This window comes from Phytoactinopolyspora limicola (assembly GCF_011320225.1).
In the GTDB taxonomy this organism is placed as follows: domain Bacteria; phylum Actinomycetota; class Actinomycetes; order Jiangellales; family Jiangellaceae; genus Phytoactinopolyspora; species Phytoactinopolyspora limicola.
This window is the reverse complement of the sequence record NZ_JAAOEN010000017.1, coordinates 32,909-48,508: the sequence shown is the minus strand read 5'-3', so window position 1 is coordinate 48,508 and position 15,600 is coordinate 32,909. Positions and strand designations below refer to the sequence as shown.

Sequence of the window (15,600 nt, the reverse complement as noted above, 5' to 3'; positions counted from 1 at the left end):
ACGGACGCCTTATGAAGGTGAGTCTCCGACAACTCCTCGATCGCTAGATCGCTAAGCCCGCCACAAGCTCCGGCCTTGGTTGCACCTCGTCCCGGTGCAACCTCGAGTTCACCCTGATGGAACAACCATCCCTCGTTTAGTCTGCGGCGCTGCCGCCGGAGTGGCCCTGGAGTCGACATCACAAACCTCCTGAGTCGTTGCTGTGCTGTTCCCGTGCCCGGCGAGCATGCACAACTTGGATTGCCCCGGGCGCTTAAGCGCGGCCTCAAAGTTCAACGAGTTCGGAGTCGCCGTCCGAGTGCTTCAGAGAAGCGATTCAGTGCGAACACCGTGCACACGATCGCCAAGCCAGGGAAGAAGCTCACCCACCAGGCTCCAGCATGGACGATCGTCAACCCGTCACGGATCATATTTCCCCAGCTCGGCGCGGGCGGTGGCACACCGGCGCCGAGAAACGACAAGGCTGCCTCCGCAAGAATCGCGCTAGCCATAACAAGCGTCGTATAGACCAAGACCGGGAGCATCGCATTGATGCCAATGTGATAGCCAACCAAACGGACGCGGTTAGTACCCAGCATACGGGCGGCGGTCACATAATCATTTCCGTACTCGTTGTAGATCGCCGATCGAACTACCCGCGACAAGGGAAACGAAAACAAGACGCCAAGCGCGATCACTGTAGTAATAAGACTTGGCCCAATGACCGCCGAAAGAACGAGAGGAAAGAGAATTCCAGGGAAGGCTAAGCCGACATCGACAAGTCTCATGCAGACTTCCTGCAGCCATGGCCTCCCAGTAGCGGCTAGCCCCCCGATGACGGTAGCGATCGCCAACGCCAGCGCGGCCGACGCTACTGCTACCACCATACTGATCCTGGTGCCATGTAGAACGCGCGCTAGGACATCGCGACCAAGTTGGTCGGTGCCCAGCAAGTGTTCCGATGACGGCGCCGCCAACGGGTCCCCAACGTTCAACGCAGTGGGTGATGTCGAAATAGCCGCTGGAATGACAATTAGGACCGCGAGAAGTACGACGAATATTGCGCCTGCCCAGTAAGTCATTGGATTTCTGTACTTAAATCGCCGAGACATCGCTTCAGCGTCCATCGTCCCGACGGATTCCTTGGCATGCGTCTCTTTTTTACCCCTTGTCATTGACCGCTCACCTCCGCACTCTTGGGACTGAGCGCCAGATATAGAAGATCAACGACAAGATTCGCCAGAATGAATGCTGCGGCAGCAACTATCACGACGCCTCGCACGACCCCAAGATCACCCGTATTTACTCCAGCGACCAGAAGCGTGCCCATTCCGGGAATATTGAAAACACTCTCCACCAACACGGCGCCAGATATCAGCGACCCAACGATTATTCCCAGAACCGTAACTGGCGTTATCAATGCGTTACGAAACACGTTTCGGAACAATACGACCGGCCAGGACAATCCGGCACCTCGGGCAGTAATGACATAGTCTCTGGCCAACTCATCGGCCATCGATGCACGGATCACCCGGGTCAAGACGGCCATGCTCCCGAGGGCAAGCGTCACTGCTGGGCCGATCATTGACGAGAGCCACGGCGTGAAACCTGCCGACGGGGGCGTGTACCCGCCGGAGGGCACTACCCCGAGACCTAGAGCGAAGACCTGAATGAACAGTAGGCCGAGCCAGAAGTCGGGCGCAGCATGAAGCAGAGCAGCGACGCCACTGATGACCCGATCGATCCAGCGCCCCTCCTTCCATGCAGCCAAAACACCCAGCACCAACGCGAACACCACCGCAAGGGTGACGGCCAGCACCATCAACTGGAGGGACACCGGCAAGGCGCGTGAAATCAACTCGATGACAGGCTCCGGCCGAATCAGCGACTCACCTAAGTCGAGATGCGCTAACGCTACCAAGAACCGCCCAAACCTAAGAGGCAACGGATCATTGAGGCCATGCTCCTCCGCATAACGCAACCGATCCTCCGCGCTGGCGAACGGACCTAATGTAGCCAAAGCGGGATCATGAGGCGATAAGTCGACCATGACGAATACCGAAAAGGTTGCGGCCAACAGAATAGCCGGGGCCAGGAGAACCCGGCGCAGCACTAAGCGACGAGCGGATGCGCCCGCGAGCCCTCTCCGACTGCTCGCCGCGTTAGTTTGAACGTCATCTTCAACGACCGCCAAGCCGATCACCTCCCATCTGCCGCACCGCGATCGGCGAGGGTAGAAGATTGAACAGGGACACTACACTCCGCGAGTGCTCGTAACTCACAGCTATATTTCGTGGCCACCTTGACCCTAACCCGCCCCTCAAAGGGCTGGTACTAGCGGTCGTACCAATATACACTACGGTGAAATAGTTGTTTCGTTCAGTGATCTGAGGTTGTTGGCTGGATGCAACCCAAGATTCAGACCGTAACCGCGGCAAACCATGTGGACCGTCGACTGACTGCGAACGACATGTACGCCGGCGCCAAGTTGGCCCAGGCGCCCAACCGGAGTTGCTGAGTGTGAGACGACCGAGCTGGCTAACAGCAGTTGTCACCAGGCCATCTTCTGCCAGATATTCACGTCTCGAGACCTAAACGGAGGTCACATGCCAGGCGCCCCCACTCGGGTGAGTCAGTACGAAGTCGTCGAGGTTAGTCTCGGCGATTCATCTGAGACCGATGCTCGACACAAGATCGTTGATGTGGTCTTCACCGATCCAGAAGGCAACGAACGACGCGTGCCCGCCTTTGCCTCGCGCAGCCGATGGCGAGTCCGTTACTCCTCGAGCCTGGTCGGAACGCACCGATACCGTGCCGAAGCACCTGCGGACGACTCATTCTCCGGCGCTAACGGTCAAATTGAAGTTGCGCCACGCGACGCCTCTGGGCCACTCCGAGCACACGGCCCGATCAAGGTGTCATGCGACCGGCGCCGCCTCGAACATGCCGATGGCACACCATTCCTATGGTTGGCCGACACCTGGTGGTATGGCTTCACCGATCGAGTGTCGCTGACCGAGTTCAGCGATCTCGCCGCTCTACGCGCCCGGCAAGGCTTCTCGGTCGTCCAGATCGTAGCCGGACTATACCCAGAGACGATGCCCTTCACACCTGAGGCCCGCAGCAGCAGTGGATGGGTCTGGAGCGAAGACTTCACCGCGCCGAACTCTGCCTGGTTCGATGAGGCGGACCGCCGCGTCGTAACGCTGCTAGATCAAGACCTCATACCTTGCATAGTTGGCTCATGGGGCCACTATTTCCGACTTATGGATCCCCACCAGATCTTTCGACACTGGCGCGAACTGATCGCCAGATGGGGAGCCTATCCCGTCGTTTGGTGCCTAGCAGGTGAACCCCCGCTCCCTGCGCAGACCAGCTCGGAAAGACCAGGCGAGACCCTGGACACCGCCAAGGCTGCATTGGCCGCGACAACCGAAGAGGCAATTCCGATCGCCTTAGCCGGCGCGGACCTCGCCGTAGCTGAGCAGTTGAAACGCCTCAACGAAACGGCGTACGCCCTCCGTGACATGGAACCATTCGGACGACCAGTAACAATACATTCAGTTCCCGGCGTTCAGCCCTGGCACTACCTCGATGACGAGAGTCTGGTTGACTTCTGGCTTCTCCAGACGGGCCACCAAGGCGCAAACAGCCTTGAGCCCGCCGTCACTGCGATCCACGAGGCGCTTGCACACGAACCTGCGAAGCCGGTGATCAATGGCGAGCCGTCTTACGAAGGAATCGCCGGGTCGAGCTGGCAAGACACCCAGCGATTCTTCTTTTGGTCTCACCTTCTCTCGGGCACTGCAGGGCACAGCTACGGAGCGCACGGCGTTTGGGCCTTCAACAACGCGACGATCCCTGGACTCTACTCCGGCCTAGCGCCGGCCTGGAATGATGCCGCGAAACTGCCCGGAGCACACCAGCTCGGGCTCGGCCGCCGGCTTCTCAACTCACTGCCTTGGCATAAATTTGAGCCTCATCCCGAATGGGTTTCCCCAAGCCAACACGCCGGTGACCGCCTGCTTCCCTACGCCGCCGGCACCTCCGGCGGACCTCGAGTCTTCTACTTTCCGTGCCACTCAGTGCTCCGGAACGAGCTTGCATACACCTCCATCCGACTACACGGCCTCGAAGACGGACTCTGGCAAGCGCGCCTAATCGACCCCACTACCGGTGCGGTCCAGCAAGAGTTCATCGTCGAGCCTGAGCGTGACGGTTCCCATAGCCTCAGCCGCGGATACAACGGTGCTTCTCCCCTGCCCAGTTGGGCTGACTGGCTTCTACTGCTTCAGCAAGCAACGTAGTCTCCTCCCGACGCCTTTTCCTAAGGAGAACGGCTATGAGCAATAGTCTCCCCACCAACCGGCTGGACGCCCGAACCGAGGTCAGCCGACGCGCGCTTCTCCGCACAGCGGGTATAGGTCTTGGCGCTGTAGTCCTGCCGCCCTACCTCGCCGGTTGCACAAGCCAGAATGAGCCGGATCAGAACGACCGAACTCCGCCAACGGGTGGGGCTGTCTCAATAGGCCAGAGCGAGGTCAACACGAGCTTTGATCCAGCACAAACCGCGAGGGGCGCGGATGTCGCCGTCAACAAGCACATCTACCAATCTCTCTACCGTCACAGCCCATTCCCACCCCAGACGGACCTTACGCCCGACCTTGCTATCGACTTTCCCGAGCAGGTCGACGAAACGACGTATCGCCTTAGACTCCGCGATGACGTGTCTTTCCACGACGGCCGCCCACTCACGGCCGACGACGTGGTCTTTACGTTCGACCACTACATGAACCCTGATCAGCCATCATTCCTCACAAGATTCTTTGAGCCTCTATTCACCCGTTTAACCGCCACAGGACCGGGGGAACTAGAGATCATCCTCAAGGCGCCAACGACCCTGCTTGCACATCGTCTGGGAGTGTTGCAGATCATTTCCCAGGCCGCCGTCGCCGACACACCCGACATCTTCGAGACTAGGCCGCTTGGCAGCGGTCCCTACGAAGTTTCAGAGGTCGTCCCTGGTGAGGCTCTTACTATCGTCAAGTCTTCAGGCTACTCCGGCGCAGGCACATATCACTTGGATCAGGTCAACTACACCTATGCAGCAGATGCGGCCGCGCGGCTCGCCGGGCTATATAGCGATCGCTTCGACATCATCGAGCTTCCACCTGAGAGCGCATTCAACGAACTCTCCACAAGCGAAGCTGTGGGTATCGATGCGGTGCCTAGCAATTTTTCAACCTTCATATTCTTCAACAACAGCCAACCGCCTTTCGACGACGTACGAGTTCGCCAGGCAGCCCTCTATGCTATCGATCGTGATGCCATCTCGGAGACGTGCTTCTTTGGTCTAGCCGAACCAGCCTGGGACGGTGTCATTCGCCCCGAGGACCCTGACTATGCACAACCAGATCTGATTTATCGTCATGACCCTGATCAGGCCAGGGCACTCCTAAGCGAAGCTGGCTTCGGCGGTGAACCCGTACCAATCGACGTACATGGCATGGCGCTGGAATTCGTCACGGCACAACTCCCGATCATCCAAGAGAACCTCCGAGACGTCGGATTCGAGCCGCAGATCAGGCCTGCCGATCCACGCTCTCCGGCCGATGTGGGAGCCGACGCCTTCATCCTCGTTGGTGGTCCTGACATCTTCGCCCCGGATGCCGAGTTCATTCTTCGCTGGCTGTACTACGGGGTAATACCTCGTCAGTTCGCGTTCCTCGACGACGCGACCGCTACCCGCATCGAAGACGCACTTGACGAAGCATACCAAGCACCTAACGACGGGCTACGTCGCGAGTCCCTCGAAAACGCGCAGCGGCTCATTCAAGAGCTCGTTCCCCTAGCGCCCCTTCATCGGAAGATGAGCATAACGGCCTGGAGTAACCGCGTTACTGGATTCCAGGCACCCGCAACTACCGGGATTTACCTCGACGGAGTCAGCATCTGAAAGTCGGTCAGCCTAGACGACCCGCCAGAAGCGAATGCGAAAACGATGGGAGTGTCAGCATATGGCAAATGAAGAGCCAACCACAACGTGGGGAATCATGAGCCCTGCCTGCCACTCCCACCTTCGTCACCTCAAAGACACCGAGTTACAGCTTAGGATCGCGGAGCTCACTGCCTCGCCAATCCTTGATCGACCCATTGAAGACACTCGCGCCAAGGCATCTGAGTGCTTCGCTCATTTCGGCACCGATCTGGGTTTAGGAGCGATCAACGACGACGTCGTGATCCGTGAGGTGAACCAATTCACCATGACCGCCGACGTTGTTCAGCCCCGGGGTCCTGGACCACACCCTGTGTTGATCTACATCCACGGCGGTGCCTTCATTACGGGTCGCGCAAGAGATTACCGAAACGTGGCAATGAGGTTCGCAGAAGCAGGAATTCTTGTATTCAACATTAATTATCGACTTGCGCCGGAGCACCCCTTCCCAGCCGCCTACGACGACTGCATTGCGGCGGTGCGATGGGTCTCCGAGGTTGCAGGTCAGTACGGCGGAGACCCGTCATTCCTCACGATCGGCGGAGACTCGGCTGGCGCCAATCTCAGCGCCTCCGTCGCTGTCAATCTTGCAAACGAGCGCGAAGCGCCCGAGATCGCCGCAACTGTACTTCTGTATGGCATATATGACAACGCCAGAATGATGCGCGACACGAAGAACAAGAGAGATTGGCAACAGGTACTCGCCTATTACCTTGGCCCCAACTTCGATGACTTCATAGACGACACTCGCGTTAGCCCGATCCATCTGGCCCGAAATCTTCCACCAGCCTACATTGCCGTGGGCTCAGATGATACTTTATGCCTGCAACAGTCCAAGGACTTATTATCAATCCTCGAAGCGCTACGAACGCCTCATCTGTACACGATGCTCGAAGGTCTACCTCACGGCTTTGCCTCGCTCGAAGCCTTATATCCCGAAATCCGGGACACCTTTTGGGATGCCGCAGCCTTCCTACATTCACTCCACCGCAACCTCAACCACCCAGACACAACTCAGACCCGTCACCAATGGGTGCCGAACGGTGCATTGAGGGCGAGGAGCGAGACTTCCGAACATGCACAACCTCGGACTTCCTCAACAGACTCGGCCAGTCAACGGGTCGCCACCTCCAGTTCATCTACCACTTCTGAGGCCATTTCCTTCACTTCGTCTCTACCAAATAATCCACCCGGATAATGACAGTCTATACTCAACCGGCCATTGAATGTATACACCAGATACCCGGAAAATGAAGTCTTAATCGGATCCGGCCAGATCCCTCGAAAGTCCAGCCAGTCAACACCGGGCGGCTGCACGAAATTTGGAACTATCCCCCAGTTATTCACACATATATTCAACCTCTGCCATTCCACCCCTTGAACACTCTTCAGGAAAGGGAGTTCTAGCGACGAAGTCGGCACATAGAGGGACCGGTCAGCGATACAGTGTGCCAAGTCAGCACCAATTCGTTTACCCATCATGGGAGCACTCAAATTTGCCCCTGCCTGAATTACGATGCGATGGAATCCAATTAGGTTCGTCGTATCGGTTGGCGACACAGGTGGGACAGTCCGAGTCCGTAGATCAACGGTAGAGATACACGCGAATGGCCACTGGTGACGTTGTTGCCGGGCATGTGCAACAAAAATAGCTCCACAAACTAGCGCGTGAACCGTCATTCCTTTTGCCTTTGCCCCTGTCACAACTCGCGCCGTCTCCTCCACAGACAGCCAGATCCGCTCAGTCATTGCGACGTAGCCCTGGTCCTCGTGAGCATCACGTATGACTGGCTGGCGCTCACCCTGACTCGCGCTCCAGCCTCGGAGCAACGCGTCGGGAGATGCCGGCATCGCACGCGAGGGCGGGAGATAAGGATCGCCACCTTGAACTATCTGTACGTAGATGGTCCAGAGATCCGTCAACATGACCAAGGTGCTGCTCGCATCGGCGACGGAGTGATCGGGCCGGAACCCGACGTACCCACGGCGTCCGTCTTGCACCAGGACGAACCTTGACAGTGCTTGCTCAGGATCCCATGAAGAGAATGCCGCCCTCAGCACTGTCGCCAGACTGCCGCCGCCCGCGACAAAGGGTGGCGGCCGACTGCTCCGTAGGTCCAGAATATATGAGTCCTTGTCCCGTCTGATTCTTCCCCCGAGGACAGGGTGGCGCTGGCACAGCAACACCGTGGCCTCTTTGAACGACGCTTCGTCTATCGAGCCGCTGTATCCGATGACGTAGCAAGGCCCCTTCCCCTTGAATTTGACTTCTATATCGCTGAGGTTTCGCTCCTTGAACAACGGGACTCCAGGGATCACGCCACTTCAGGCTCGTGTCGACCAGCATCCACTGAAGGAGTGGCCAGCCTCCTGAAACGCCGGTTTAGGCTCTTAGGGCCGGCGACTCCTTGTTTCTACTACCCTCTTCATCAGGGGTAGCTCCAACCAGGGGACGTTTTCCACTGATGGAGAGTCGGCGAGTGTTGCTCTCCCATGTAGACAACAACGTATCCACCTCTAGATTGGCACGACTTGCGTTCGCCTTCCTCTCTAGAACGGCTTGGCGCACGGCCGACCGCGGCGTTCGGTTCTGCGTCCCAGCAACGAACGACAAGACCGAAAGAAGGTGTCGACAGAAGGTCGGTTGATACGGCGGCCAGGTGTTTCGCCCGTCACCATCAATCCAATTCAGCCAGGAGGACGGTACGTGGAAGATCAGGCAAGCACGACGAGAATTCCCCTCGGACGACGAAGCGAGGCTTGGTTCCGGGCGAACGGACGAAACGGGTTCATCCACCGGTCATGGATGCGCAGCCAGGGATTCACCCCCGAGGTCTTCGACGGACGCGCTGTCGTGGGGATTGCGAACAGCTGGTCTGAGTTGACGCCGTGCAATGCCCACCTACGGGACATTGCCGATGCCGTAAAACGGGGAGTATGGGAGGCCGGCGGTTGGCCGTTGGAGTTTCCCACCATGTCACTCGGCGAATCGATGATGCGACCAACTACCATGCTGTTTCGCAACTTGATGGCCATGGAGGTCGAGGAGGGAATTCGGGCGAATCCACTTGATGCTGTGGTACTACTGGCCGGATGCGACAAGACCACGCCGGCTCAGCTCATGGGCGCCGCCAGCGTGGACGTTCCGGCCATTATGGTGACAGGCGGCCCCATGCTCAATGGCGTGTTCCGTGGCCACAACATAGGTTCCGGGACTGACGTATGGCGGTTCAGCCAGGAGGTACGAGCCCGGCGCATGACCGAAGCGGACTTGTCCGAGGCGGAGGGCTGCATGTCGCGCAGCCGTGGTCATTGCATGACGATGGGCACGGCCTCGACTATGGCATGCCTCGCTGAGGCGCTTGGCCTGCAGCTTTCCGGCGGTGCAGCTATCCCTGCGGTTGACTCACGCCGTCTCTCGCTCGCACAGGCCGCCGGCCGCAGAGCCGTTGAACTCGCCGACGAAGGGCTTAGACCTTCCCGGTTGCTGGTGCGCGCAGCATTCGAGAACGCTATCCGTGTCAATGCCGCTATTGGCGGCTCCACCAACGCAGTGGTTCACCTCTTGGCCCTCGCAGGCCGCCTGGGCGTACCGCTCGTGCTAGACGACTTTGATGAGTTGACCACCGACGTCCCCCTCCTGGTCAATCTCAAGCCTTCTGGTCGGTACTTAATGGAAGACTTCTATTACGCTGGTGGGCTTCCTGCGGTGATACGGGAGCTCGGCCACCTGATTCACCGGGACGCCCTCACTGTCAGCGGTCGGACCATCGGCGAAGAGACCGCGGACGCTCCATGCTGGAACCGAGACGTCATCTCCGAGGTCGAGCGGCCTGTCCTCCCCGCGGGCTCTGGCACAGTGGTCCTCAGGGGTAGCCTGTGCCCAGACGGCGCCGTCCTCAAGGTTTCGGCGGCATCCCCGCATCTGCTCCGTCACCGAGGGCAAGCACTCGTCTTTGACAGGGTGGAGGACTATGTCGCAGCGGCCGATGATCCTGATCTACCGGTGGTGGCCTCGAGTGTCATTGTTGTTCGATATGCCGGCCCCAAGGGTTATCCAGGCTTTCCGGAGGTTGGCAACGTACCCGTGCCCCAGGTTCTGCTGAACAGGGGGGTGGAGGACGTGGTTCGGATCAGTGATGCCCGCATGAGCGGCACTGGCTACGGCACATGCATCCTGCATGTCGCGCCGGAGGCGGCGGTAGGTGGGCCACTTGCCCTCGTCCGCAGCGGCGATTGGATTGAGCTCGATGTTGCGAACCGCAAGCTCGAACTCCTCGTGGATGCTGCCGAGCTTGATTCACGGCGAGCAAGGTACCAGGTTCCAGCGGACACGCCATCGCGTGGTTGGACCAAGCTGTATACCGATCATGTCATGCAAGCGAATCACGGCGCCGACCTTGACTTTCTCGTCGGGGGCAGTGGACATGTGGAGCCACGACACTCGCACTGATCCACGTGGCAGAGGTGGCGTCACAATACTCGCCGCGCGCCGCCTTTTGAGTCCGCTCCCCACAGACGCCGCAATGGGACTACGAGACCGTAGCCCTGGGCCTGGACAATCCCATCCGTCTATAGCTCAGGGCCGAGCTACCCACAAGAAGTTGAAACCTGTGTATCATCCAACAAAGTTCTCTTCACTTAGCTGCAACCGGACGAGCCCGTGCAGGTCGGCGCAGAGGTGGAGGCGTCCATGGTCGAAGCATCAGGTAACCGCGTCGCCCACGCCCCCCTGGCCGGGGATGCCACCCTCACTACGGTCACCGGTGCTGGCCCTGGGCCGACGCTCGCGCTGCTGGGAGGTGTCCACGGCGATGAAGACGAGGGTGTTCTCGCGGTGCGAAGGCTCATCCACGACGTCTCGCTTCTGCCGTTGCTGGGAACACTGCGAGCTGTCGCGCCGGCCAATGTCGCCGCTTGGGCGGCGCACGACCGATTCAGTCCACTGGATGGAGCCAACCTGGCCCGGGTCTTCCCGGGGTCGGCTGTCGACGGTCCGACGGCCGCAGCCGCCGCGGCCATCACGGACGCGGTGATCCGAGACAGCGACGCGCTGATCGACCTGCATTCGGCCGGGTTGCGGTATCGCATGCCGCTGATGAGCGGATACTGCGAGGACAACACCGTCGCCAAGCGTTCCCAACAGCTGGCTGAGACGTTCGGGGCGCCGGTGATCTGGGCACATCCGCACGGAGCGCCCGGGCGTTCGTTGTCGGTGGCCGCCGAGTTCGGCATACCGGCGTTCTATGCCGAATGTTCCGGCGGTGGATCGATCCGCGCCTGGGAGCTCGACGCGTACGTCGACGGTGTGCTGGCGGTGATGGCGGAGCTGGGCATGATCGCGCCGCGTCATCCAGATTCGAGCGTTGATCCTGTCCGGGTGAGCGGCCTGGGCGACCTGGACCAGGGTGCCCAAGCAGACGAATCTGGCCTGTTCGTCTCTAGCGTCCGATCCGGGCAAGTGGTCGTCGCCGGCGACGAGATCGGACGCTGTCACGCGTACGACGGCGAGTTCCGGCGCCTGGTCGAGGCTCCCAACGACGGAATGGTGATGTTCCTTCGCCGGCAAGCTCGAGTTCTGGCCGGCGATGTCTTATTCGTACTCGCACAGGTGGATGATGCGCCGGCGGGCCAGAGGTGAGTCGCGCCGCCGTGCAACTCGCGCATCCCGCCTGAACCTAGAGTGAGGCTTACCCATGAGAGTTCTGGTCACCGGCGCCACTGGACGCGTCGGCGCAAACCTGGTGAACCGCCTGGTCTCGCAGGGAGTCCAGGTGCGGGCGATGGTGATGCCCGCTGATCCGCAGGTGCGGAAGCTGACGTCGATGCCTGGTGTGCAGCTCGTTGAGGCCGATCTGAGCGATCAGCTGACCATCGACGATGCCTGCCGTGGTGTGACCCATGTGGCCCATCTGGCTGCCCAGCTCGTCCGCGGTTCCACACCGGTCGACCGCTTCTATGACGTCAACGCGTTCGGTACGCTGCGCTTGCTGGAGGGTGTGGTGCGTGCCGGGGGTGTGGAGCGGTTCGTGCTGGCCAGCACCGACGGGACGTATCGCCCGGGAGACCCGCCCACCGTTCCGTTGCCGGAGGACACCCCGCAAGAGCCGGCCGACTACTACGGCACGTCGAAGCTGCTCGGCGAGGTGATCTTGCGCAACCACGCGGCTCAGTTCGACATCGACTATTCGATCGTGCGTTTCGCGACGGTCCTCGACCCCGCCGAAGCCAGGCGGCAGTTCCGCGTGGGCAGCGTGCGTGAGGTGCTGCGCCGCGACGCGATGGGCAAAGACACGAACATTTGGCAGCTGTTCCGCCGCCATCCACACCTGCTGCAGATCTTCGACGACGTGGTGGGTGGCGCCGACGACGACGATGCGGTCGCGGTGGTAGGTGCCGATGGCCAGCCGTGGAGCATCCACATGCTGGACGTCCGGGACGCCGTGCAGGGTGTACATCTGGCGCTGACAGTTCCGGACGCTTCGGGGCGCGCGTTCAACATCGCGGCAGCCGAACCTACCGACTACGACGAGGGTGCGTCGATCATCTCGGAGCTCGATGGTGTGCAGAAGCTCGTCGTCAAGATGCCGTTCACCTGGCGGTTGGAGATGACCGTCGACGCGGCCCGGACCACCCTGGGCTACCGGCCTCGGCACACCTTCCGCAGCATGGTCGAGGATGCCACGGCCGGCCGGCTCGATCACGACAAGACCTACATTCCTGCCCGAGTCTGACCGGCCGCCGCCCCAACCGCGCACGGGATTCAACTGACCGGATCGACGGTGACCGTCGAGATGGGTGTGGCCTGGTGTGGGCTGCGGGCGTGGAACAGCCGGCCGGCAGCCGGCTCCTTCAGGCTCCGCGCGGCCTCGTAACCTTCGCGTGCGGTGGTGATGAGCATGTCGTAGCCGTCGGGGCCGCCCAGCGCCAGGCTCGTACATTGCGGGGCGTCGACGGCGACCACGATGTCGAGCCGACCCGACGGGGAGTAGCGGCGTACCTCCCCCGCGCCGTGGACGGCCACCCACACCCCGCCGTCCACGTCGGTGGCCAGGCCGTCGGGCAGTCCATCATTCTCCGGCAGCCGGACGAACACCCGACTCTGGATCACGGTGCCTGACTCGAGATCGACGGTATGGGCCCAGATGACCCGCTCCGACGAGTCGGCATGAAACAGCACACTCGCCACCGGATGCCACGCCATCCCGTTGGACATGGTGAATCCCCCGGCCACCTCATGAACGGTTCCGTCCCCGTCGACCCGAAGCAGCGCACCTCCGCGCCGTGTACCGCCTGGGGCGACCGACCCGATCCACAGCCGGCCGCGCGCATCCGCCGCGCCGTCGTTGGCCAACCACCCCGGCCCGAGGCCGAGGTCGCACCACGGACGACCGCTGCCGCCCCCATCCACCAGGACCAGCTGTCCGCCACGAGCCACCACGACCCCACCATCCGTGGCCGGCTGGACCAGCGACGTCCGCTCCCCCGGCGCCCACACGGCGACGGCGGCCTCGTCGGGATGTCGTCGCCACACCACACCTTGCCAGGCGTCCACCCACCACCACGCACGTCCTTCCCACCGAGGGCTCTCTCCAAGAGTGGTGCGTGGTCCGTTCGCGGTATCGATCAGCTCAGCTCGCATCCACTATCGCCTTTCCGGTGGACGACACTTAAGAGGTCACGTTGACGTGCGGGCTCGATGGGACGACGTTGTGCATCACCGGTCGCGCAGATCGGCCGATATGGCGGCGGACTGGTGGCGGGAGCGGTCAACCGGATAGTCTCTGGCTTTCATTGTTGCATTCTGTGCTTTCATGACCTGCCCCAATTCGTCACCGTTGATCCGCTCAGCGGAAGCCAAGGGCCATTTCGCGGCCACATATACGGACGTGGGGGCCAGTTTCGCTCGGGCCGGCAGGCCCATGACGTGCACGTTCGCAAAGTGGCCTGATATCCGCACAAAACGAACTACTTGCCCTCCAACAGCCGCCGTAGTGTCACCGCCGTAGGCCCGTCTTGCCCCCGGTTGCGGACGGGATCACGAAGAAGGTGACACCCATGACCGAAGTCCCCCCACAACAGCCGATTGGGCAGATCATCCGCGCCGCCAGGCACCGGCTCGGCATGAGTCAGTACTCGCTCGCGCATGAACTCGCCACCATCTCCGGCCGACCAACCATGGGTCGTGACCGGGTCGCCCGGTGGGAACGTGGCCGCCAGGTGCCCCGGTCGGAGTGGCGGCAGTGGCTCTCAGCGGTGCTGAAGGTCCCTCCAGAGCAACTCGATGCCGGGGCGGCCGCCGCGCGCCAGCTGAACCGGCTGGGCAACGCCGCCGGATCAACGGCCAACTCGTCCGATCCGCGCCATGGCCGCCGGATGCAGGGCACACCGGCTCTGCTGCCGGTCTTCCGGTCACGTGTCGCCGCCGGCGTGCTGGCCGCTGTCCTGCTCAACCCCGATCGTGCGTTCAGCCTCACTGAACTCGCCGAACATGCGGGGGCGTCGTTGGCGTCGGTCTCCAAGGAGTCAGTGCTGCTGGAGAACGCCGGCATCTTGTGCACCAGGAACGACGGTGCGATCCGGCTCACCCAGGCGGCGAGCGACCGGCCCATGTTGGGCCCGCTCACCGAACTCATCCGGGTCACATACGGCGTGCCGCAGGTGATCGGCGAGGAGTTCGGCCAGGTTCCCGGCATCACCAGGATCGCGCTGACCGGTACCTGGGCCGAGCGGTTCGGCGGGGTACCCGGCCCGGAGCCGGACAACATCCAGGTTCGGCTGGTGATCACCGAAGGGGTCCGGCCGGACCGCGATGCTCTGGCCGCGGCGGTCCGCCGCGCGGAGCGCCGGCTCAAGCGCCCGGTACGGTATCGGCTGGCGCCGTTGAGCCTGCGCCCCGGGGTTCGGCGGTCGAACGGGACCACGCCACCGCGGGCCGTTCCACCGGCTCCGCTGGGCCCCACCCGCGCCGCCGGGCCAGCAGTTAGGCCATCGGCGGACGTCACACTACGCGACCAAGGCGCCCGGCCACCCGTTGTCCATGTCAAGCCGGTGGCGCCCCCAGATAGCGTTCCGGTACCCGACGACGAGACACCCACCGGCGCGGAACTCATCGACAAACTCGTCGACGACGGTCAACTCGAACTGATCAGCGGCCCCACCGCCAGTGGCGTGCCGTATTTCGACCTAGCCGAACAACATCTCACCGCCGCCGACCACGTCGCCGCAACCACACCCGGCTCGGCGTTCATGCTGATCTGCCAGGCGGCGCAACTCATCGGCAGAGGTCTGCTGGCCGGCCAGGGTCTGCGGCTCACACCCGGAACCGACACCGCGACGGTCAGCAAGATCATCGTGGTCCAGTTCGGCACCCAGTTCGGCCACGTGGAGCTGATGCGGCGCCGGATGCTGGCGATGAACAACCCGATCGGCCGGGACAGCCGCGCCACCGTTGACGACGTCGAAGCCTACCTTCCGACGGTGCGATCGATGCTGAAAGAGGCCCGCGATCAGCTGCCCGAGCTGGGCTTGTACACCTGATCCGCCGTCGACCGAGGCACTCGTGGCGGGGGGGGGGGGCCCAGGGACGGAACCGCCCCCCCGCCGGGGGGGGGGACACCCCCGCG

At 61.7% G+C, this 15,600-nt stretch carries 12 protein-coding genes; 7 read left to right on the top strand and 5 right to left on the bottom strand.

What is annotated here, in order from left to right:
* Positions 1 to 272: 272 nt before the first annotated feature.
* Positions 273 to 866, bottom strand: a complete 594-nt coding sequence (locus tag G8760_RS30400; RefSeq protein WP_166355562.1) for an ABC transporter permease — start codon at positions 864 to 866, stop codon at positions 273 to 275.
* Positions 867 to 1,150: 284 nt separating this feature from the next.
* On the bottom strand, positions 1,151 to 2,173 hold the full coding sequence (locus G8760_RS24965; RefSeq protein ID WP_207782701.1) for an ABC transporter permease: 1,023 nt from the start codon (positions 2,171 to 2,173) through the stop codon (positions 1,151 to 1,153).
* A 433-nt stretch (positions 2,174 to 2,606) separates the two neighbouring features.
* On the opposite strand from G8760_RS24965, the gene G8760_RS24960 reads away from it, so the two are divergent.
* The 3 genes from G8760_RS24960 (at position 2,607) to G8760_RS24950 (ending at position 7,172) form a co-directional block, all read left to right on the top strand.
* On the top strand, positions 2,607 to 4,286 hold the full coding sequence (locus G8760_RS24960; protein WP_166355561.1) for an apiosidase-like domain-containing protein: 1,680 nt from the start codon (positions 2,607 to 2,609) through the stop codon (positions 4,284 to 4,286).
* 35 nt (positions 4,287 to 4,321) lie between these two features.
* On the top strand, positions 4,322 to 5,935 hold the full coding sequence (locus G8760_RS24955) for an ABC transporter substrate-binding protein (protein WP_166355560.1): 1,614 nt from the start codon (positions 4,322 to 4,324) through the stop codon (positions 5,933 to 5,935).
* Between the two features lie 61 nt (positions 5,936 to 5,996).
* Positions 5,997 to 7,172 (top strand): alpha/beta hydrolase, encoded by a 1,176-nt coding sequence (locus G8760_RS24950; RefSeq protein ID WP_166355559.1) that lies wholly within the window; start codon positions 5,997 to 5,999, stop codon positions 7,170 to 7,172.
* On the opposite strand, the gene G8760_RS31205 is transcribed toward G8760_RS24950, so the two are convergent.
* Positions 7,088 to 7,723: a phthiocerol/phthiodiolone dimycocerosyl transferase family protein gene (locus tag G8760_RS31205; protein ID WP_425502378.1), complete on the bottom strand. Its 636-nt coding sequence runs from the start codon at positions 7,721 to 7,723 to the stop codon at positions 7,088 to 7,090. The genes G8760_RS24950 and G8760_RS31205 overlap by 85 nt on opposite strands.
* 958 nt (positions 7,724 to 8,681) lie before the next feature.
* Between G8760_RS31205 and G8760_RS24940 the strand changes: the two genes are divergently transcribed.
* The 3 genes from G8760_RS24940 (at position 8,682) to G8760_RS24930 (ending at position 12,708) form a co-directional block, all read left to right on the top strand.
* Positions 8,682 to 10,427: an IlvD/Edd family dehydratase gene (locus G8760_RS24940; RefSeq protein ID WP_207782700.1), complete on the top strand. Its 1,746-nt coding sequence runs from the start codon at positions 8,682 to 8,684 to the stop codon at positions 10,425 to 10,427.
* Positions 10,428 to 10,667: 240 nt separating this feature from the next.
* Entirely contained in the window at positions 10,668 to 11,615 is a 948-nt protein-coding gene (locus G8760_RS24935) for a succinylglutamate desuccinylase/aspartoacylase family protein (RefSeq protein ID WP_166355557.1), read from the top strand.
* 55 nt (positions 11,616 to 11,670) lie between these two features.
* The gene (locus tag G8760_RS24930; protein ID WP_166355556.1) at positions 11,671 to 12,708 is read left to right on the top strand and encodes an NAD-dependent epimerase/dehydratase family protein; all 1,038 of its coding nucleotides are present in this window, start codon (positions 11,671 to 11,673) and stop codon (positions 12,706 to 12,708) included.
* A gap of 29 nt (positions 12,709 to 12,737) precedes the next feature.
* On the opposite strand, the gene G8760_RS24925 is transcribed toward G8760_RS24930, so the two are convergent.
* Together G8760_RS24925 and G8760_RS24920 are read right to left on the bottom strand one after the other, a co-directional pair.
* A complete protein-coding gene (locus G8760_RS24925) occupies positions 12,738 to 13,616 on the bottom strand; it encodes an SMP-30/gluconolactonase/LRE family protein (protein WP_166355555.1) in 879 nt (292 codons plus the stop codon).
* Positions 13,617 to 13,691: 75 nt separating this feature from the next.
* Entirely contained in the window at positions 13,692 to 13,898 is a 207-nt protein-coding gene (locus G8760_RS24920; RefSeq protein ID WP_166355554.1) for a hypothetical protein, read from the bottom strand.
* 134 nt (positions 13,899 to 14,032) lie between these two features.
* Here G8760_RS24920 and G8760_RS24915 point away from each other — a divergent pair, with 134 nt between their 5' ends.
* A complete protein-coding gene (locus G8760_RS24915) occupies positions 14,033 to 15,514 on the top strand; it encodes a helix-turn-helix domain-containing protein (RefSeq protein WP_166355553.1) in 1,482 nt (493 codons plus the stop codon).
* Positions 15,515 to 15,600 lie beyond the last annotated feature (86 nt).